Below are 18,080 nucleotides of genomic sequence, written 5' to 3' on the forward strand. Positions count from 1 at the left end.
GAATGCATCCCGTGACGCTTTGCGTCACAAAGCGGACGCAGAGCGTCCATGGCGGCATTCCCACGCAGAGCGTGGGAATGATCATCGGGTGCATAACAATAAGAAGGAGTTGATTCATGCGTATCGGACTTGTCGGTTACGGCCATGGCGGCCGGTTTTTTCATGCTCCGCTGATCAGCAGTTTGCCGGCGGCGACCTTTGTAGGCGTGGTCACCCGTTCTGCCGAGCGCCGACAACTGCTGGCGGCGGAACATCCCGGTGTGCCGGCCTTCGACAGCATCGGTCAACTGGTCGAAGCCGGGGTCGATGTGCTGGTGATCTCCACGCCACTCAAAGGTCGCCCGGCGCTGGTGCTCGACGCCATCGAACACGAAGTGGCGGTGGTCAGCGACAAGCCGTTCGCTGCTGATGCGCAACAAGCGCAAACCCTGATCACCATGGCTGAGCGCCAAGGCGTGCAACTGAGCGTCTACCAGAACCGGCGCTGGGACTCGGACTTTCTCACCGTGCGCAAACTCATCGAGTCCGGTGCGCTGGGTCAGGTCACCCGTTTCGAATCGCGGATCGAGCGCTATTCGCCACAGTCGGTGAACAACGGCAGCGGCGGCGGTTTTTTGCGCGATCTAGGCAGTCATCTGGTGGATCAGGCGCTCTTGTTGTTCGGCCCCGTCACCCGGGTTTACTCCGAACTGGATTACCTCGAAAAAGACCAGACCTTCGACAACGGCTTCTTTATGTCCCTGACCCATGCCAACGGAGTGATCTCGCACCTGGGCGGCAGTTGCCTGCAAAACACCCCCGGCCCGCGTTTTCGCGTGACCGGCACCCAGGGCTGTTACAGCGTCGATGGTCTGGACGGGCAGGAGGCGTCAACCCTCGCCGGGCTCTCGCCGAAATCCGAAGGCGAGCGCTGGGGCGTCGAAGAGCACCGGCGCTGGGGCTGGTTCGAGCAGGGCGAGGTGCGTGAGCGGGTGCCGTCCGAGCGTGGCTGTTGGAATCAGTTCTATTTGCAGCTACAAACCGCGTTACAGAGCGGTGGCCCACTGCCGGTCGAGGCACGTGATGCACTGGCGACCACCCGCGTGCTAGACGCTGCGCGGCTCAGCTTCGAGCGACATCAAGTGGTGGCACTGAGCCCGTTTGAGAGCCATGGAATAAAATCAGAATAAAATTCTAAAATGAGTTGATATAGAAATTATTTTCCAATAAAGTCATTTCCAGGTTGCCGACTATCAACGTCCGATCACGCTCAAGCAGGCCTTGAACGGGTGAAGGACGCACCAAAAACAAGAAACAAAAGCCAGGTACCGTCGATGAAAACCTTCAACCCTGCTTTGCATGCTTTACGTTCCGCGCTGCACCTCTCTCGCGACCTGCCTCGCGTCTCGTTTCATTCCTTCTTTCGCTTGCTTTGCGTCGAACGCAACGGCGCCCTGGTCTGCTGTATTCCGGGTGCACCGATTGTCCGCTTGCCCGCTCACTGAAATCGTCACGCCTTATCCATAAAACCAACAAGAATGTGGAGAAAGACTTTTCATGAAGACCAAGATCCGTTTCGCCTCGCTGGCCTTGTCCCTGATGTTCGCCAGCGGCGCCGCACTCGCTGACATGAAGATCGGCGTCAGCATGTCGCAGTTCGATGACACCTGGCTGACCTACCTGCGCGAATCCATGGACACCAAAGCCAAGTCCTATCCCGATGGCGTCAAGCTGCAGTTCGAAGACGCCCGCAGCGACGTGGTCAGGCAGTTGAGCCAGGTAGAAAGCTTCATCAGCCAGAAGGTCGACGCCATTGTGGTCAACCCGGTGGATACCGCCGCCACCAAAAAAATCACTGAAGCAGCGGTCAAGGCCGGTATTCCGCTGGTGTACGTCAATCGCCGTCCCGATGACCTGAACCTGCCCAAAGGCGTGGTCACTGTCGCCTCCAACGATCTGGAGGCCGGCCAGATGCAGATGCAGTACCTGGCCGAAAAAATGGGCGGCAAGGGCGACATCGTGATTCTGCTCGGTGATTTGGCCAACAACTCCACCACCAACCGCACCAAGGGCGTAAAAGAGGTGCTGACCAAGTACCCGAACATCAAGATCGAGCAAGAGCAGTCCGGCATCTGGTCGCGGGACAAGGGCATGACCCTGGTTAACGACTGGCTGACCCAGGGCCGAAAATTCGACGCGGTGGTCTCTAACAACGACGAGATGGCGATTGGCGCGGCAATGGCGCTGCAACAGGCTGGCGTCGCCAAAGGCAGTGTGCTGATCGCCGGTGTCGACGGTACGCCCGACGGTTTGAACGCGGTGAAGAAGGGCTCTCTGCTGGTCTCGGTGTTCCAGGACGCCAAGGGTCAGGCGGACGGTTCGATCGACACGGCGGTAAAAATGGCCAAAAACGAACCGGTCGAGCCGGCCGTGTGGGTGCCATACCGCCTGATCACGCTGCAAAACGTCGACACCTTCAAATAGTCTGTCCGTTCGATAACAACAATAAGCACGCAAGGTTGCAACGCGACCTTGCTGATGGAGTACCTGATCATGTTCGCTTCAGCGACTGCTTCGAGCACCCCGTTAATGGGTGTCCAGCCAACTGCAACACCTGTCGATGAGCCGTACCTGCTGGAGATCATCAACGTCAGCAAGGGGTTTCCCGGTGTGGTGGCCTTGTCTGACGTACAGCTGCGGGTACGTCCCGGTTCCGTGCTGGCGCTGATGGGCGAGAACGGCGCCGGCAAATCCACCCTGATGAAAATCATTGCAGGCATCTACCAGCCGGACGCCGGCGAGTTGCGACTGCGGGGCAAGCCGGTGGTCTTTGAAACACCACTGGCTGCGCTCCAGGCCGGGATCGCGATGATCCACCAGGAACTCAACCTGATGCCGCACATGAGCATCGCCGAGAACATCTGGATCGGCCGCGAACAGCTCAACGGCCTGCACATGATCGACCATCGCGAGATGCACCGTTGCACCGCCAAACTGCTGGAACGTCTGCGGATCAACCTCGACCCGGAAGAGCAGGTGGGCAACCTGAGCATCGCCGAACGGCAGATGGTCGAGATCGCCAAGGCTGTGTCCTATGACTCCGACGTCCTGATCATGGACGAGCCGACCTCGGCCATCACCGATAAGGAAGTCGCCCATCTGTTCTCGATCATTGCCGACCTCAAGAGCCAGGGCAAAGGCATCATCTACATCACCCACAAAATGAACGAAGTGTTCAGCATCGCCGATGAAGTGGCGGTGTTCCGTGACGGCGCCTACATCGGCTTGCAGCGGGCCGACAGCATGGACGGCGACAGCCTGATTTCGATGATGGTTGGTCGCGAGCTGAGCCAGTTGTTCCCGGTGCGCGAGAAGCCGATCGGCGATCTGTTGCTGTCGGTACGCGACCTCAAGCTGGACGGAATTTTCAAGGACGTCTCCTTCGACCTGCATGCCGGGGAGATCCTGGGCATCGCCGGGTTGATGGGCTCGGGGCGGACCAACGTCGCCGAAGCGATTTTCGGCATCACCCCAAGCGACGGTGGCGAAATCCGCCTCGACGGTGAGGTGGTGCGCATCAGCGATCCGCACATGGCGATCGAGAAGGGCTTCGCGCTGTTAACCGAAGATCGCAAGCTCAGCGGCCTGTTCCCGTGTCTGTCGGTGCTGGAAAACATGGAAATGGCAGTCTTGCCCCATTACGTCGGCAACGGCTTCATCCAGCAGAAAGCCTTGCGCGCGTTATGTGAAGACATGTGCAAGAAGCTGCGGGTGAAAACCCCGTCCCTGGAGCAATGCATCGACACGCTGTCCGGCGGTAATCAGCAGAAGGCCTTGCTGGCGCGCTGGCTGATGACCAATCCACGCATCCTGATTCTCGACGAGCCGACCCGGGGCATCGATGTCGGCGCAAAGGCCGAGATCTACCGGCTTATCTCCTACCTCGCCAGCGAAGGCATGGCGGTGATCATGATTTCCTCGGAACTGCCGGAAGTGCTGGGCATGAGCGACCGGGTCATGGTCATGCACGAGGGCGACCTGATGGGCACTCTCGACCGCAGCGAAGCGACCCAGGAACGGGTGATGCAACTGGCCTCGGGCATGTCCGCGGTTCACTAATGGATGCTGGCGGTGGCCATGGCCGCCGTCGCGACGCAATAGAAGGGTGAGTGGTTATGAACGCGATACTGGAAAACAAGCCTGCAGCGGTACCGGTCAAGAGTCGCCGGCGCTTTCCGACCGAGTTGAGTATCTTCCTGGTGCTGATCGGCATCGGCCTGGTCTTCGAAATGTTCGGCTGGATCGTGCGGGACCAGAGCTTCCTGATGAACTCTCAGCGTCTGGTGCTGATGATCCTGCAAGTGTCGATCATCGGCCTGCTGGCGATCGGGGTGACCCAGGTCATCATCACCACCGGTATCGACCTGTCTTCCGGTTCGGTGCTGGCGCTGTCGGCGATGATTGCCGCCAGCCTGGCCCAGACCTCGGACTTTGCCCGGGCGGTGTTTCCGTCCCTGACTGACTTGCCGGTGTGGATTCCAGTGATCGTCGGGCTCGGGGTGGGATTGCTGGCAGGCGCGATCAACGGCAGCATCATTGCGATCACCGGGATTCCGCCGTTCATTGCCACCCTCGGCATGATGGTCTCGGCCCGGGGCCTGGCGCGCTACTACACCGAAGGTCAGCCGGTGAGCATGCTCTCGGATTCCTACACGGCCATCGGACACGGCGCGATGCCGGTGATCATCTTTCTGGTGGTGGCGGTGATCTTTCATATCGCCCTGCGCTACACCAAGTACGGCAAGTACACCTACGCCATCGGCGGCAACATGCAGGCGGCGCGCACCTCCGGGATCAACGTCAAGCGGCATCTTGTGATCGTCTACAGCATCGCCGGGTTGCTTGCAGGCCTGGCAGGAGTGGTGGCGTCGGCGCGGGCCGCGACCGGGCAGGCCGGGATGGGCATGTCTTATGAACTGGACGCGATTGCCGCCGCGGTCATCGGCGGCACTAGCCTGGCCGGTGGCGTAGGGCGGATCACCGGCACCGTGATCGGCGCGTTGATCCTCGGGGTCATGGCCAGCGGCTTTACCTTTGTCGGTGTTGATGCTTATATTCAAGACATCATCAAAGGGCTGATTATTGTGGTGGCGGTGGTCATCGACCAATACCGCAACAAGCGCAAACTCAAGCGCTGAAGCCGGAAGAAACACGAAAATGCGCCACGCCTGACCCGCGTGGCGCAGCCGTTTGTCTTCTATATACAGCCGCTCGACTGAATTTCTTGCTATAAACGCACTCCGATAAGCGGCTCAAAGCCTGCCGTAGCGCACTTTCAGGGCTTTGTCGGACAGATTTGCTGTCTTTTCAGTTGCTGAGGCCTCAAGTCGGCCTTAGACTGCCGCCCCTCGTAAATTGAGTGCCGGGTGGCGCTTGGAATAAACGGCGCCTTTCCAATGAACGCTTCAGGTTCAACGGATCGCTCCCTAATTCGCCTTAATGCACGTTTTTTTATAGAGATATCAATGACAAAGGACAAGTTGCTGGCCATGCCGGCGGATGACTACATGAATGCCGAGCAACATGCTTTTTTCTCTGAGCTGTTGCAGAACATGAAAGTCGAAACCCATGAGCGCATCGAGCAGAATCGCATCGCCATCGAGAGCCTGGACACCCCGGCCGATCCGGCTGACGCGGCTTCCGTCGAAGAAGAGCGCACCTGGCTGGTGAACGCGATCGATCGCGACCAGCGCATGCTGCCTCAGTTGGAACAGGCCCTGGAACGCATCAAGGAAGACAGCTTTGGCTGGTGCGACGACAGCGGCGAGGCCATCGGCCTGAAACGCCTGCTGATCAGCCCGACCACCAAGTACTGCATCGAAGCTCAAGAGCGTCACGAGCAGATCGACAAGCACCAGCGTCAGGCTTGATTCAATGAGGCAACCCATTGAAGGTGGGTTGCCTTGAAAAGATCGCAGCCTTCGGCAGCTCCAGGTTTATGCGAACCTCTGTAGGAGCTGCCGAAGGCTGCGATCTTTGCTTTTCGACGTCTGCGAAAAATCTCACGCACTTCTATTGATCTGCTGCAACCCCCCCCACTACTAACGGACCATAGATAATGGCTTTGTAGTGGCGTTTAATGCGATCACAACAACTAGAAGACGTGTGGGGTGACGAAGATGACGAGGGACGGATCTCTGGTTGGGGCAATGCCTGCACCAGCACTTTTGCCGAAAAACCTTTGGCTGACGCCGATCCTGCAAAGCATCGCCCTGATGCTATTGCTGTGCGGCATGGCATTGGCTGGCTGGTCGCTTTACCTTGGCCTGCCATTGGCCGTGCTGATTATCTGGCTGCCGCGCCTGCGCTCGCGCACTCTCCCTGAGGCAACCCCTTCGGACGGCACCAGCGCCATCGCCGGATTGACTCGCGATCTCTCCTACACCACCAGTCATAACGCTTTGTCGGCCGCCGGCGTGGCCTATTCGGTCAAGCAACTGGCGGACAAACTGCAATCGCAGCTCAACGCCGCGGCGCAGATTGTCAGCAGCGCTGAAGTGATGATCGCCACCGAGCACGCTACGTCGAAACTCAGTCGGGAAGCCTTGAGCGCCGCCAGCGAAGCCCATCAGAGCAGCGCGGCAGGGCGCACGGAACTGGTCGAGTCGATTGCGCGTATGCATCAACTCAGTGAGCGTGCCAGCAGCAGTCGCGAGCTGATCGAAGCGCTGAGCCTGCGCAGCGACGATATCCAGCGGGTCACGCTGGTGATTCAGTCCATCGCCAGCCAGACCAATTTGTTGGCGCTGAACGCGGCCATCGAAGCGGCGCGGGCCGGCGAGCACGGTCGCGGTTTTGCGGTAGTGGCCGATGAGGTTCGCGGGCTGGCCGCGCGCACGGCGACGGCGACCGGTGAAGTCGGGGAGATGGTCGCCGACATTCAGCAGCGCACCGCGCAAGTGGTGGAACAGATTCGTCAACTGGCGAGCGATCTGAATACCGGTGTTGCGCAAGTCGAGCACACCGGGCAGCACCTGGAAAACATCGCGCGCCTGGCCGCCGGGGTCGAAAGGCAGGTCGGGGAAATCGCTCAGGGCGCAGACACCAACCGCGAACAACTCGACAGTCTGTTCCACGCCATCGAACAGATGCGCAGTGATCTGGCGATCAGCGACCAGCAGACCCAGCGGCTTGCCCTGGCAGCGGTGCAAATGGAAGGGCAGGCCGAAACCATCAGCGAACGCCTGGCCGAAGTCGGGCTGGATGACTATCACCAGCGGATTTACGACCTGGCCCGCGAAGGGGCGAGTCAGATTGCTGCACGCTTTGAAGCGGATATCGATCAGGGCCGGATCAGCCTCGATGACCTGTTTGATCGCAGTTACCAGACGATCCCCAACACCAGCCCGGCCAAATACCAGACCCGTTTCGACCGCTACACCGATCAGGTATTGCCGGCGATTCAGGAACCGTTGCTGCCGCGCCATGAAGGCCTGGTGTTCGCCATCGCCTGCACGCAGCAGGGTTATGTGCCGACCCATAACACCGTGTTCAGCCAGCCGCTGACCGGTGACGTACAGGTCGATACCCTGCACAACCGCACCAAGCGCAAATTCGCCGACCGCACCGGGATCCGCTGCGGCAGCCATCAACAGGCCGTGTTGTTGCAGACTTACACACGCGATACCGGTGAACTGATGCACGACCTGTCGGTGCCGATCATGTTCAAGGGCCGGCATTGGGGTGGTTTGCGCCTGGGTTACAAGCCGCAAAGTCCTCGCTGACGAGGCCCGGCAATTGTTATCGGTTATTAGTGGATCTGGTGCATGCGCAGGTTCAGATCGTCGACCACATGCGCCCAATCGGCGTCTTCACGCAGTTGTTCTTTGAGGAAGCCGGCTTGTTGCGGGGTCCAGAACTCGGCGTCGATGAGTTTCTTGTCATCGGCCAAGGGGGAATGACTGGCAATGAAATCGTCGATGGCCTTTTCGCTGGAGTCCAGACCGAGCTGGTCGAACAGGCCTTTCAAATCATGTGTGGGTGAGTCCATCTTCATCTCCTTGCAGATAATTCGTCGCGTCGAGTGCGAGATCCGAGGTGCGGCTTCATTGCAGCTGAGAGAACCGCGCTTCGGGAGTTCGATAGCGATATTCAAAAGCAGGGATGAGCATAGACTGCAAATCCGGTGATCAGGCTTTCAATGCACCTTCATCGACGGCAAGCTTCAGCGCCTTGGCGGCATCCTGGGCGGCAACGGCCGCGACATCCGCGGTCTTGAACCAGCGATCCTTTTCGACCTGATGAGACGTCACAGTGGTCAACGGCGGTTTGGCGCGCATGATAATGACTGCCTGGAATTCGCCTTCGACCTCTCTGGCTTCGCCCCGGATAAAAAATTCACCGATATCAAATTCCGTCACGTAGCAGTCTTCCCTTGGAAATAGTTGTTGTGTTGAACGCCGTCCGCCCTGGGGGCGGGTTTCATTGGTCGGGCAGTATGGCAGTAGTTGCCTGCCGGCGGCTGAGTTAAGTCACCGGTGTGACGAAACGTCTATAGAAGTGAGCGCTGCAGGTGCCTCAACTGCGTGCCTCGAGTAAACGGGCAAGGGCGCAGGCATCGTTATGATTGCCGCGGAAACCTCTTACACGTCCGGTGGATATTTCCCTGATGTGGAAAAAGGCGTTGCCGGCCAATACCACCTGAAAACGTGGGAGCAGACGCTCTTCAGGCAGGAAATCCTGCTCGTGGAACACCATCGAATGCAGAGATGACGAGCCATTTGTGTGTCGGATGTGAGGCTGGGCAAAGTGAGTCAGTGTGCACATATGAAGTCCTTTTCGTGGTTTTACCGACGTGTGTACGGTGTTATGGGTAGTCTCGGTGAGCATGGCTGCTCTAGAATCGCCATTGATGGTTGGCGATTGATGCCCATCTAAAGCAATTTTTTACTGGCGATATGTCGGAAAAGTGCTTTTTTTAAAGAGATTTTTCCCTAAAGTTGGTAATCCGGTTTTTTCTGGCCGTCAGAAGGACGTTTTCCTTCAACATCTGACGACCGCCAGGCAGGACGACGTGAGGGATGTTCCAGTAATCTTCTCAAACCTCGCGATGAATGGGCCCTCTGCTCATTCCAGGATTCGACCCGGGTCATTTGGCTACACCTCGGCATTGCCGCTTTTTTCTGCTGTGCGCGTTTCCGGCGTATGGCGTCATTTTCAGATGTGGGGATGTTTCCTTGGCAGTAAGTAATCTCGATATGCATGCTTTGTTCGTACTGGGTGATTTGCGCGCAAAGCTGGTTAAACAGTTCCAGTCACGTTTCGTCTACATCACCGAACAGAACGCTGAAGGCATTTACATTGCCGAGCTCGACACCGAAGCAGCGCTGGTGGTGGATGACAAGCCAGGGCTTAAACTCAAGGTCGGCGATCATTTCAGCGCCTCCGTATTGCCCAGTCGCGAAGGCGGCAAGCTGGACATCAAGTTCCGCGAAATCAAACTGACGGTGTACGGGCTGGGGGATTACGCGTTCGTGACCACCGCAGACGGCCACGGCATTGTGTTCAAGGAAGGTCATAGCGTGGTGATGGTGTTTGCGGCCCATCAACAATTGCAGGAAGGCCTGACCAAAACCCTGAAAGCGGTGACCGCCAAGGCCGCCAAGTGGCGCAAGGGCGAACTGGTGACCTTCAAGGCCAGCGAGTAATGACCCTGACCCGCGCCGATTTCCACGAGCAGAACCAGGCCAGTGCCCACGCCGAGGCGCAGCGCCTGTTGGCTCAAAAGGCCGTTCTGCAGGGGGGCTGGCTGAATTGGGTGGCGTCACAGATCTACCTGTTGCGTCCGGCGGCGTACGCCAGCATGGTCAGAAGAGAGCTTGCGCGCTTGCAGGAACCTTGCGAAAAGTAATCCAGTCCCCTCGAAAGCAGGAACCTCTACTACAGTCAATTGACTGAGTATCCAGAGGCTTGCGGTCTTCTTTGTCAGGCCATCCTGCTATTGCTGTGAACAGCGCGAGGTGCAAAAGCATGAGGGGATTTCGACGGTTGCTGGCCGCTACCCTGGCCACGTTCGGTTTATTGGCTTCACCCGTTCCGGTGTTCGCTGCCCAGGCGCCGATCCATTTCGCCGACCTGAACTGGGAAAGCGGCAGCCTGATCACCGATATCCTGCGGATCATCGTCGAGAAGGGCTATGGCTTGCCGACCGACACCTTGCCGGGGACGACCATTACCCTGGAGACCGCGCTGGCCAACAATGACATTCAGGTTATTGGCGAGGAATGGGCCGGTCGCAGTCCGGTCTGGGTCAAGGCTGAGGCCGAGGGCAAAGTCGCTGCCCTGGGCGATACGGTCAAGGGCGCCACTGAGGGCTGGTGGGTGCCGGAGTATGTGATCAAGGGCGACCCGGCCAAGGGCATCAAGCCGATGGCGCCGGATCTGCGCAGTATCAGTGATCTGCCACGCTACAAAGACGTGTTCAAAGACCCGGAAACCCCGGGCAAGGGGCGTTTTCTCAACAGCCCGATCGGCTGGACGTCGGAAGTGGTCAACAAGCAGAAGCTCAAGGCGTATGGGCTGGACGACAGTTACGTGAATTTTCGCAGTGGTTCCGGGGCGGCACTGGATGCAGAGATCAGCTCGTCGATTCGTCGCGGCAAGCCAGTCCTGTTCTATTACTGGTCGCCGACACCGTTGCTCGGTCGCTTCAAGCTGATTCAGTTGCAAGAGCCACCGTTCGACGCCGACGCCTGGAAAACCCTGACCGACGCGGACAACCCCAATCCGAAACCGACGCGCTCGCTGCCCTCCAAGCTGTCCATCGGCGTGTCCACGCCATTTCAAAAACAATACCCGCAGATTACCGAGTTCTTCACCAAGGTCGATTTACCGATCGAAGCGTTGAACAAGGCCCTGGCTGACATGAGCGAAAAACACACCCCGCCACGTCAAGCGGCAGAGGCTTTCATGAAGGCGCACCCGGACGTATGGCAGGCCTGGGTGCCGAAGGATGTGGCGGATAAAGTTTCTGCCGCCCTGAAATAGGGGGGGCAGAGGACTGGATTGATCCCGGTATTCCTGGCCGACGCGAATCCAGTGTGGGAGCGGGCTTGCTCGCGAAAGCGGTTCGTCAGTCACCTCCAGGTTGGATGTGCCGCCGTCTTCGCGGGCAAGCCCGCTCCCACAAGGGGAACTCCGTCAATGACGAATACCCTTACAAAAACGCGTAAGGAAGTTCATCCTGCTGCAACATTTCACACCGGATGCCTGAATATGAGTCTTTTGGTCGCGCAATGGATTGCTGCAATCTTTTTATTGATCAGCCTGGTCCACCTGTATTGGGCGGCGGGTGGCAAATGGGGCAGCGAGGCGGCGGTGCCGCGCGTACCCGGGGAGGGCGGTGAGGCATCAAGGCCGGCGTTCAAGCCGTCGGGCTTTGCCACGTTGCTGGTGGCGGTGGGTTTACTGCTGATCGCGATGCTGGTGTGCCTGCGGGTCGGGCTGTATCTGCCCACGGTGCATCACTGGTCGCTGCAATGGGTGATCAGCGCGATCGCGATGCTGATGTTCGCCCGGGCGATCGGCGATTCGAATTTGGTGGGGTTCTTCAAGCAGGTCAAGGATTCGAAGTTTGCCCGGCTCGACACATGGGCGTATTCGCCGTTGTGTGTGGTATTGGGCGCGGGGTTGTTGGCAGTGGCCTGGGTCTGAGCCGACCTGACTATTGCCATCGCGAGCAGGCTCGCTCCCGCAGGGATTTTGTGAACACTGAAGATCCAATGTGGGAGCGAGCCTGCTCGCGATGAGGTCAGCCCAATCCACAAAAACGTTTGAACTTAGCTCTCGGTTTCCGTGCGCCGGCTACTCACCTCAGCCGGCACATCATCCCCCGCCATGCGCTTGCGAAACAACGCCGCCCGGGCCAGCAGCAACGTGGTCACCGGCACGGTGATCGACAGCAGAACCGGAATCAGCCAGGCATGCAGCACCGGCGCCGACTTAAGCGCCGAAAAGTAAATGATCGAAGCCAGCGCCACGCACCACGCGCCCAAGGTCGAGGCCAGCGCCGGTGGGTGCATGCGCTGGAAATAATCCTTCATCCGCAGCAGTCCGGCCGCGCCGATCAGCGTAAACAGGCTGCTCAGCACCAGCAGAATCGCCACTGCAATTTCCACCCACAGAGACAATTCAGGCCTCATTCGATCACCTCGCCACGCAGCAGGAATTTGGCCAGGGCAAACGAGCCGACGAAGCCGAACAGGGCGATCAGTAGCGCCGCCTCGAAATAAGTGTCACTGGCATAACGAATACCCAACGCAAGCATCATCAGCATGGCGATGATGTACAGGTAATCCAGGGCCAGAACCCGATCCTGGGCCGACGGGCCCTGGAATAGCCGGATCAGGGTCAGAATCATTGCCATCGAAAAGATGAACAGGCTCAGCAGGATCGCGTTCGACAGCAATGCGCTCATTCGAAGATCTCCATCAAGGGGCGCTCGTAGGTCGTCTTGAAGTGCTGGATGAATTGGTTTTCGTCATCCAGATCGAAGACGTGCAGCAACAGAATACTGCGATCCAGCGCCAGTTCCGACCAGACCGTGCCGGGCACCACCGTGCAGATCATCGATAGCGCCGCCAGGCCGTTGGCATCGCGCAAATCCAGCGGCACCTTGATGAACCGCGAGCGGGGCGCACGACGGCCCGCGTTGAGCACGCCCCAGGCCACGGCGAGGTTGGACACGATCACGTCGCGCCCGACCAGCAAGAACAAACGCAGGATCACCCCAGGCCGACGAATGCGGATCGGCAGCGGCCGCAGTTTGCGCATCATCAACGGCGCGCAGAACCCCAGCATGGCGCCCAGCAGTAGATTGCCGGGGCTCATCGACAGGTTCAAAACCAGCCACAGCAGCCACAGCGCCAACGACAACCAGGGTGCAGGAAACAGGCGCTTCATGGTTGCACCTCCAGCAGCGCTGTCTTGGCTTGCGGGTTTGGAATTACACGGGTTTCGAGCACCGCCATCACGTATTGCTGAGGGTTGTTCAATGCCACGGCCGCCGCTTGGGTGTAGCGCAGCAGCGGTTCGGCCTTGAACGTCAGCGCAATGCTCAGCCCCAGCAGCACGACGATTGGCACGCATTCCAGGCGCCGCAGCAAGGGCGACGGCCGCTCTTGCGGGGTCCAGAAACGCTGGATGCCCAAACGCGAGAAAGCGATCAACGAGGCCAGACCGGACAAGATCAACAGGGCGAGCAACCCCCACGCGCGGTTCGACACCGGTTCGTCGTTGCCATTGCCCAGACCCAGCGGATTGAGCAGGGCGCTGAGCAGGCTGAGTTTGCCGATAAACCCGGAAAGCGGCGGCATGCCGATGATCAGCAGGGCGCAGGCGATGAAGCTCAAACCGAGGAAAGCCATGGTCCAGGGAATCACTTGTCCGACCACGGCTTTCTGTTCGTCATCAAGGTTGAAGCCTTTGGGCGGCTGTAAGGATTCGAGGGGCCGTGGCAGCAGCTCGCCATCATCGAACAGCGGCATTTCGTTGGCCGAACGCGAACGCTCGATCAGCTCGGCCAGCAGGAACAGCGCGCTCAAGGCCAGGGTCGAGCTGACGAGATAGAACAGCGCCGCGCCGATCAGGTTCGGCTGGGCGAAACCGATGGCCGACAACAGAATGCCTGCCGACACCAGAATGCTCAGGCTGGCCATGCGCTCCAGGCGTTGCGCGGCGAGGATCGCCACGGCGGCGCAAACGATGGTCGCCATGCCGCCGTAGATCAGCCAGTCGCCACCAAAATACGCGGATGCCCCGGCCTGGCCGGAGAACAGCAGCGTCCACAAACGCAGCAAAGTGTAGACGCCGACCTTGGTCATGATCGCGAACATCGCCGCCACGGGCGCGCTGGCCGCGGAGTAGGCCGGCACCAGCCAGAAGTTCAGCGGCCACATCCCGGCCTTGGCCAGGAACGCCACCGCCAGAATCGCCGCGCCGGCGTGCAGCAAGCCGCGATCGGCTTCCGGCACCAGCGGGATTTTCAGCGCGAGGTCGGCCATGTTCAGCGTACCGGTGACGCCGTAGATCAGCGCCGCGCCAATCAGGAACAGTGACGAGGCCAGCAGGTTGATAGAAATGTAATGCAGCCCCGACGACACCCGCGCCCGGCCCGAACCGTGCAGCATCAGCCCGTAAGAGGCGGCCAGCAGCACTTCGAAAAACACGAACAGGTTGAACAGGTCTGCCGTCAGGAAGGCGCCATACAGACCCATCAACTGAATCTGGAACAGCGCGTGGAAACTCGAACCCGCACCGTCCCAGCGGGCCATGGCGAACAGCAAGGCGCTGACGCCGATGATCCCGGTCAGCACCAGCATCAGCGCCGACAGACGATCGACCACCAGCACAATACCGAACGGCACCTGCCAGTTGCCCGGCAGGTACACACCGATGGAGCCCGGCACGCCGGTGGTTTGCGTCCATTGCAGCAGCATCACGGCAATGCCCAGCCCCAGCAGGCTGGAGAACAGATTGATTTTGGCCTTTAACGGGCGGTGTTTCTCGCCCAGCATCAGCATCACCGCGGCGGTCAGCAGCGGTAGCAGAATGGGGGCTGCGATCAGGTGCGCCATCGGATTCATTCTTTAGGCTCCCGGCCATCCACATGGTCGGTACCGGTCAGGCCCCGGGAGGCGAGCAGCACCACCAGGAACAACGCGGTCATGGCGAAGCTGATGACGATCGCGGTCAGCACCAACGCTTGCGGCAGCGGGTCGGTGTAGTGCAGCAAATCCTGAGGCACGCCGTCCTTGATGTTCGGCTCCTTGCCGATGAACAGGCTGCCCATGCTGAAGATGAACAGGTTGACGCCGTAGGACAGCAGGCACAGGCCCATGACCACCTGGAACGTCCGTGGTCGCAGCACCAGCCACACGCCGGACGCGGCCAGCACGCCAATGGCGATTGCGATGACTTCTTCCATCAGATGGCTCCTTGCGTGGCAGCCGCTTTGGCCATGGGCTTGGGTTGCGCGCTGGTTTTATGACCGCGTACCGATTGGTGGGCGAGGGCGGTCAGGATCAACAGCGTCGAGCCGACCACCACGGCGTACACACCGATGTCGAAGAACAGCGCGCTGGCGATGTGAATCTCGCCGAGCAGCGGCAATGCGAAATGCCAGGTGTGAGTGGTAAGGAATGGATACCCGGCCACCATCGCCCCGAGCCCGGTGACCGTGGCGAACAGCAGCCCGGTGCCCATCCAGCGCAGCGGCCGCAGGCTCATTTGTGCCTCGACCCACTGGGTGCCGGCGACCATGTATTGCAGGATGAACGCCACCGACATCACCAGACCGGCGACGAAACCGCCGCCCGGTTGATTGTGCCCGCGCATGAACAGGTAGACCGACACCACAAACGCAATCGGCAGCAGCAGACGCACCAGCACCGCTGGCACCATCATGAAACCGAGCGCGGTGTCGCTGGCATGACGCGGGTTGACCAGGTCGGTGACCACGTCGGGCGCCAGCAAGCGCTGTTGGGCCGGCAGTTGCAGGCTTTCTTTCGGTGGACGGAAGCGTCGCAGCAGGGCGAACACAGCCAGGGCCACCGCCACCAGCACGGTGATTTCGCCGAGGGTGTCGAAGCCACGGAAGTCCACCAGCATCACGTTGACCACGTTGCTGCCGCCGCCTTCGGGCAGGGCGCGACTGAGGTAGAACGAGGAAATGTCGTTGGGCGTCTGGCGGGTCAGCATCGCGTAGGACAGCAACGCCATGCCGCCACCGACCGCGATCGACAGCAGCAAGTCGCGGATACGGCGGATGCGTGCCTTGCGCAGACTGCTCGGCAACGGCGACACCTCTTCGATCCGTCGCGGCAACCAGCGCAGGCCCAGCAGGATCAGCACTGTGGTCACCACTTCGACCACCAGTTGCGTCAGCGCCAGGTCCGGCGCCGAGAACCAGACGAAGGTCACGCAGGTCATCAGGCCGCAGACGCTGACCATGGTCAGGGCCGCGAGCCGGTGATACTTGGCTTGCCACGCCGCGCCAAGGGCACAGGCAATCGCCAGCAGCCAGAGGATCACGAACACGATCGAGCCCGGAATCTTCGGACGGTCGCCCCAGCTCAGGCTGCTGTGCAGCATCGGGATCAACCCGGCCAGCACCGCGGCGAGCACCACCAGGAACAATTGGGTTTGCAGGCGCCGGGTGCTGATCCGCCGCTCCAGGCGACGGGCCAGGCGCATCATGATCACCAGGCCGCGCTCGAACAGGCTCTTGCCGTTGAAATGGCTGATCACCGGCGGGTGCGGGAAGCGCCCGCGCTTGAGCTGATTGCGCAACAGTAGATAGAGGGTGATGCCGCAGGACATGGCGATCAGGCTCATGATCATCGGCGCGTTCCAGCCGTGCCAGATCGCCAGGCTGTACTCGGGCAGCGTACCGCCCACCACCGGCAATGCCGCCGCCGCGAGCAACGGGCCGACCACTTGAGCGGGGAAGATCCCCACCACCAGACAGGTAAACACCAGCAATTCCACCGGCGCGCGCATCCAGCGTGGCGGCTCGTGCGGGGTGTGCGGCAGGTCGGTGGCGGTCGGGCCGAAGAACACGTCAACGGTGAAGCGCAGGGAGTAAGCCACGCTGAACGTCCCGGCGATGGTCGCGACGATCGGCAGGGTCATCTCGATCCAGGCCGTCGCGTTGATGAACACGGTTTCGGCGAAGAACATCTCTTTGGACAGGAAACCGTTGAGCAGCGGCACGCCGGCCATGGAGGCACTGGCGACCATGGCCAGGGTGGCGCTGAACGGGATCAGTTTGATCAGGCCGCTGAGTTTGCGAATATCCCGGGTGCCGCTTTCGTGGTCGATGATTCCGGCGGCCATGAACAGCGAGGCCTTGAACGTGGCGTGGTTGAGAATGTGGAACACCGCGGCGACGGCGGCCAGCGGACTGTTCAGGCCCAGCAGCAAAGTGATCAGGCCCAGGTGGCTGATGGTCGAGTAGGCCAGCAGGCCCTTGAGGTCGTTCTGGAACATCGCGCAGTAAGCGCCGAGCAACAACGTACAAGCGCCAGCCCCGCTGACGATGTAGAACCATTCTTCACTGCCGGACAGCGACGGCCACAGGCGTGCGAGCAGGAAGACCCCGGCCTTGACCATGGTCGCCGAGTGTAGATAGGCCGAAACCGGCGTCGGCGCTGCCATGGCGTGGGGCAGCCAGAAGTGGAAGGGGAATTGCGCACTTTTACTCAGGGCGCCGATCAGGATCAGGGGAAGCAGAATAGGGTAGAGGGCATGTGTGCGAATCAGATCGCCGGCGGCCAGGACCTTGTCCAGGTCATAGCTGCCCACCACATGGCCAAGCAGCATGACCCCCGCCAGCAAACACAAACCACCGCCACCGGTGACCATCAACGCCATATAGGCGCCACGTCGCGCATCGGCGCGATGGTGCCAGTAGCCGATCAACAGGAATGAAAAGAGGCTGGTCAGCTCCCAGAAAAATACGATCTGGATCAGGTTGCCGGAGATCACCAACCCCAGCATGGCGCCCATGAACGCCAGGAAAAACGCGAAGAAACGCGGCACCGGATCGTCCGGCGACATGTAGTAGCGGGCGTATAGCGAAACCAGCGTACCGATGCCCAGCACCAGCATAGAGAACAGCCAGGCGAAACCGTCCATGCGCAGAACGAAGTTCAGGCCCAGGCTCGGTAACCAGAAGAACTCTTCGCGGATCACGCCGCCATCGGCGATTTGCGGGTACAAGAGGGCGACCTGGACGGTGCCGATCAGGGCAACCAGGCCAGCCAACAGCGATTCGGTATTACGCGCGTTGTGCGGCAGCAAGGCTGCCAGACAACTGCCGATAAAAGGCAGAAGCAGTAGAACTATCAGAGACATAGGCTTCTAATCTGCGGAAGTTTGTGAAGCATCATACGTGCCAGCTCCCCGATCACCAAACGCCAAGCTGTCGCAGAATCCTACAAAGTAAACGGCAAATTCGTGTTTATCATTGTTTCAGATCGCTATCGATCGTTCCCACGCTCCCGCGTGGGAATGCCTCAATGGACGCTCTGCGTCCGCTCTTG

The 18,080-nt window shown here is 59.9% G+C and carries 20 protein-coding genes; 11 read left to right on the forward strand and 9 right to left on the reverse strand.

Annotated features, from left to right (window positions below):
- Positions 1 to 116 precede the first annotated feature (116 nt).
- From ACZ9IM_RS13975 to ACZ9IM_RS14005, 7 genes are all read left to right on the forward strand, one after another.
- A complete protein-coding gene (locus ACZ9IM_RS13975) occupies positions 117 to 1,169 on the forward strand; it encodes a Gfo/Idh/MocA family protein (RefSeq protein ID WP_476224251.1) in 1,053 nt (350 codons plus the stop codon).
- A 144-nt stretch (positions 1,170 to 1,313) separates the two neighbouring features.
- Complete coding sequence (locus ACZ9IM_RS13980) at positions 1,314 to 1,484, forward strand: hypothetical protein (protein WP_185022027.1); 171 nt, start codon at positions 1,314 to 1,316, stop codon at positions 1,482 to 1,484.
- A 52-nt stretch (positions 1,485 to 1,536) separates the two neighbouring features.
- Positions 1,537 to 2,463, forward strand: coding sequence for a sugar ABC transporter substrate-binding protein (locus ACZ9IM_RS13985; RefSeq protein ID WP_007907891.1), 927 nt, complete (start codon positions 1,537 to 1,539; stop codon positions 2,461 to 2,463).
- Positions 2,464 to 2,532: 69 nt separating this feature from the next.
- Positions 2,533 to 4,098 (forward strand): sugar ABC transporter ATP-binding protein, encoded by a 1,566-nt coding sequence (locus tag ACZ9IM_RS13990; RefSeq protein WP_123494373.1) that lies wholly within the window; start codon positions 2,533 to 2,535, stop codon positions 4,096 to 4,098.
- A 56-nt stretch (positions 4,099 to 4,154) separates the two neighbouring features.
- Positions 4,155 to 5,177, forward strand: coding sequence for an ABC transporter permease (locus ACZ9IM_RS13995; RefSeq protein ID WP_007907889.1), 1,023 nt, complete (start codon positions 4,155 to 4,157; stop codon positions 5,175 to 5,177).
- A gap of 327 nt (positions 5,178 to 5,504) precedes the next feature.
- Positions 5,505 to 5,909, forward strand: coding sequence for a TraR/DksA family transcriptional regulator (locus tag ACZ9IM_RS14000; RefSeq protein WP_007907888.1), 405 nt, complete (start codon positions 5,505 to 5,507; stop codon positions 5,907 to 5,909).
- Between the two features lie 630 nt (positions 5,910 to 6,539).
- Complete coding sequence (locus ACZ9IM_RS14005) at positions 6,540 to 7,763, forward strand: methyl-accepting chemotaxis protein (RefSeq protein WP_476224347.1); 1,224 nt, start codon at positions 6,540 to 6,542, stop codon at positions 7,761 to 7,763.
- Positions 7,764 to 7,789: 26 nt separating this feature from the next.
- On the opposite strand, the gene ACZ9IM_RS14010 is transcribed toward ACZ9IM_RS14005, so the two are convergent.
- The 3 genes from ACZ9IM_RS14010 to ACZ9IM_RS14020 all read right to left on the reverse strand — a co-directional run bounded on the left by ACZ9IM_RS14010 (position 7,790) and on the right by ACZ9IM_RS14020 (position 8,805).
- On the reverse strand, positions 7,790 to 8,029 hold the full coding sequence (locus ACZ9IM_RS14010; RefSeq protein ID WP_063343278.1) for a DUF2789 domain-containing protein: 240 nt from the start codon (positions 8,027 to 8,029) through the stop codon (positions 7,790 to 7,792).
- Between the two features lie 139 nt (positions 8,030 to 8,168).
- Complete coding sequence (locus ACZ9IM_RS14015; RefSeq protein WP_008067701.1) at positions 8,169 to 8,399, reverse strand: hypothetical protein; 231 nt, start codon at positions 8,397 to 8,399, stop codon at positions 8,169 to 8,171.
- 157 nt (positions 8,400 to 8,556) lie between these two features.
- A complete protein-coding gene (locus ACZ9IM_RS14020; RefSeq protein ID WP_123494172.1) occupies positions 8,557 to 8,805 on the reverse strand; it encodes a hypothetical protein in 249 nt (82 codons plus the stop codon).
- Between the two features lie 410 nt (positions 8,806 to 9,215).
- Between ACZ9IM_RS14020 and ACZ9IM_RS14025 the strand changes: the two genes are divergently transcribed.
- The 4 genes from ACZ9IM_RS14025 (at position 9,216) to ACZ9IM_RS14040 (ending at position 11,691) form a co-directional block, all read left to right on the forward strand.
- A complete protein-coding gene (locus ACZ9IM_RS14025) occupies positions 9,216 to 9,686 on the forward strand; it encodes a hypothetical protein (protein ID WP_008067697.1) in 471 nt (156 codons plus the stop codon).
- Positions 9,686 to 9,889: a hypothetical protein gene (locus ACZ9IM_RS14030; RefSeq protein ID WP_008012114.1), complete on the forward strand. Its 204-nt coding sequence runs from the start codon at positions 9,686 to 9,688 to the stop codon at positions 9,887 to 9,889. The genes ACZ9IM_RS14025 and ACZ9IM_RS14030 overlap by 1 nt, the downstream gene beginning before the upstream one ends.
- Before the next feature lie 119 nt (positions 9,890 to 10,008).
- Positions 10,009 to 11,025 (forward strand): ABC transporter substrate-binding protein, encoded by a 1,017-nt coding sequence (locus tag ACZ9IM_RS14035; RefSeq protein ID WP_123494174.1) that lies wholly within the window; start codon positions 10,009 to 10,011, stop codon positions 11,023 to 11,025.
- A gap of 228 nt (positions 11,026 to 11,253) precedes the next feature.
- On the forward strand, positions 11,254 to 11,691 hold the full coding sequence (locus ACZ9IM_RS14040; RefSeq protein ID WP_123494176.1) for a DUF3995 domain-containing protein: 438 nt from the start codon (positions 11,254 to 11,256) through the stop codon (positions 11,689 to 11,691).
- 125 nt (positions 11,692 to 11,816) lie between these two features.
- Here ACZ9IM_RS14040 and ACZ9IM_RS14045 read toward each other — a convergent pair whose 3' ends face one another.
- From ACZ9IM_RS14045 to ACZ9IM_RS14070, 6 genes are read right to left on the reverse strand one after another with little or no spacing between them, the layout of a single operon-like run.
- Positions 11,817 to 12,179, reverse strand: a complete 363-nt coding sequence (locus ACZ9IM_RS14045) for a Na+/H+ antiporter subunit G (RefSeq protein WP_123494178.1) — start codon at positions 12,177 to 12,179, stop codon at positions 11,817 to 11,819.
- The gene (locus ACZ9IM_RS14050) at positions 12,176 to 12,454 is read right to left on the reverse strand and encodes a K+/H+ antiporter subunit F (protein WP_123494180.1); all 279 of its coding nucleotides are present in this window, start codon (positions 12,452 to 12,454) and stop codon (positions 12,176 to 12,178) included. The genes ACZ9IM_RS14045 and ACZ9IM_RS14050 overlap by 4 nt, the downstream gene beginning before the upstream one ends.
- Complete coding sequence (locus ACZ9IM_RS14055; RefSeq protein WP_123722258.1) at positions 12,451 to 12,939, reverse strand: Na+/H+ antiporter subunit E; 489 nt, start codon at positions 12,937 to 12,939, stop codon at positions 12,451 to 12,453. Before ACZ9IM_RS14055 ends, ACZ9IM_RS14050 begins: the two co-directional genes overlap by 4 nt.
- Positions 12,936 to 14,621, reverse strand: a complete 1,686-nt coding sequence (locus tag ACZ9IM_RS14060; RefSeq protein WP_476224253.1) for a monovalent cation/H+ antiporter subunit D — start codon at positions 14,619 to 14,621, stop codon at positions 12,936 to 12,938. Before ACZ9IM_RS14060 ends, ACZ9IM_RS14055 begins: the two co-directional genes overlap by 4 nt.
- Positions 14,618 to 14,962 (reverse strand): Na+/H+ antiporter subunit C, encoded by a 345-nt coding sequence (locus tag ACZ9IM_RS14065; RefSeq protein WP_008029186.1) that lies wholly within the window; start codon positions 14,960 to 14,962, stop codon positions 14,618 to 14,620. Before ACZ9IM_RS14065 ends, ACZ9IM_RS14060 begins: the two co-directional genes overlap by 4 nt.
- Positions 14,962 to 17,892: a monovalent cation/H+ antiporter subunit A gene (locus ACZ9IM_RS14070; RefSeq protein ID WP_476224254.1), complete on the reverse strand. Its 2,931-nt coding sequence runs from the start codon at positions 17,890 to 17,892 to the stop codon at positions 14,962 to 14,964. Before ACZ9IM_RS14070 ends, ACZ9IM_RS14065 begins: the two co-directional genes overlap by 1 nt.
- Between the last annotated feature and the right edge of the window lie 188 nt (positions 17,893 to 18,080).

Source organism: Pseudomonas sp. TE12508 (genome assembly GCF_056279485.1).

What these genes read in the sequence shown, in the direction of transcription:
- ACZ9IM_RS13975 (WP_476224251.1), top strand. Translation starts at nt 117, where the DNA reads ATGCGTATCGGACTTGTCGGTTACGGCCATGGCGGCCGGTTTTTTCAT.
- ACZ9IM_RS13980 (WP_185022027.1), top strand. Translation starts at nt 1,314, where the DNA reads ATGAAAACCTTCAACCCTGCTTTGCATGCTTTACGTTCCGCGCTGCAC.
- ACZ9IM_RS13985 (WP_007907891.1), top strand. Translation starts at nt 1,537, where the DNA reads ATGAAGACCAAGATCCGTTTCGCCTCGCTGGCCTTGTCCCTGATGTTC.
- ACZ9IM_RS13990 (WP_123494373.1), top strand. Translation starts at nt 2,533, where the DNA reads ATGTTCGCTTCAGCGACTGCTTCGAGCACCCCGTTAATGGGTGTCCAG.
- ACZ9IM_RS13995 (WP_007907889.1), top strand. Translation starts at nt 4,155, where the DNA reads ATGAACGCGATACTGGAAAACAAGCCTGCAGCGGTACCGGTCAAGAGT.
- ACZ9IM_RS14000 (WP_007907888.1), top strand. Translation starts at nt 5,505, where the DNA reads ATGACAAAGGACAAGTTGCTGGCCATGCCGGCGGATGACTACATGAAT.
- ACZ9IM_RS14005 (WP_476224347.1), top strand. Translation starts at nt 6,540, where the DNA reads ATGATCGCCACCGAGCACGCTACGTCGAAACTCAGTCGGGAAGCCTTG.
- ACZ9IM_RS14010 (WP_063343278.1), bottom strand. Translation starts at nt 8,029, where the DNA reads ATGGACTCACCCACACATGATTTGAAAGGCCTGTTCGACCAGCTCGGT.
- ACZ9IM_RS14020 (WP_123494172.1), bottom strand. Translation starts at nt 8,805, where the DNA reads ATGTGCACACTGACTCACTTTGCCCAGCCTCACATCCGACACACAAAT.
- ACZ9IM_RS14030 (WP_008012114.1), top strand. Translation starts at nt 9,686, where the DNA reads ATGACCCTGACCCGCGCCGATTTCCACGAGCAGAACCAGGCCAGTGCC.
- ACZ9IM_RS14035 (WP_123494174.1), top strand. Translation starts at nt 10,009, where the DNA reads ATGAGGGGATTTCGACGGTTGCTGGCCGCTACCCTGGCCACGTTCGGT.
- ACZ9IM_RS14040 (WP_123494176.1), top strand. Translation starts at nt 11,254, where the DNA reads ATGAGTCTTTTGGTCGCGCAATGGATTGCTGCAATCTTTTTATTGATC.
- ACZ9IM_RS14045 (WP_123494178.1), bottom strand. Translation starts at nt 12,179, where the DNA reads ATGAGGCCTGAATTGTCTCTGTGGGTGGAAATTGCAGTGGCGATTCTG.
- ACZ9IM_RS14050 (WP_123494180.1), bottom strand. Translation starts at nt 12,454, where the DNA reads ATGAGCGCATTGCTGTCGAACGCGATCCTGCTGAGCCTGTTCATCTTT.
- ACZ9IM_RS14055 (WP_123722258.1), bottom strand. Translation starts at nt 12,939, where the DNA reads ATGAAGCGCCTGTTTCCTGCACCCTGGTTGTCGTTGGCGCTGTGGCTG.
- ACZ9IM_RS14060 (WP_476224253.1), bottom strand. Translation starts at nt 14,621, where the DNA reads ATGAATCCGATGGCGCACCTGATCGCAGCCCCCATTCTGCTACCGCTG.
- ACZ9IM_RS14065 (WP_008029186.1), bottom strand. Translation starts at nt 14,962, where the DNA reads ATGGAAGAAGTCATCGCAATCGCCATTGGCGTGCTGGCCGCGTCCGGC.
- ACZ9IM_RS14070 (WP_476224254.1), bottom strand. Translation starts at nt 17,892, where the DNA reads ATGTCTCTGATAGTTCTACTGCTTCTGCCTTTTATCGGCAGTTGTCTG.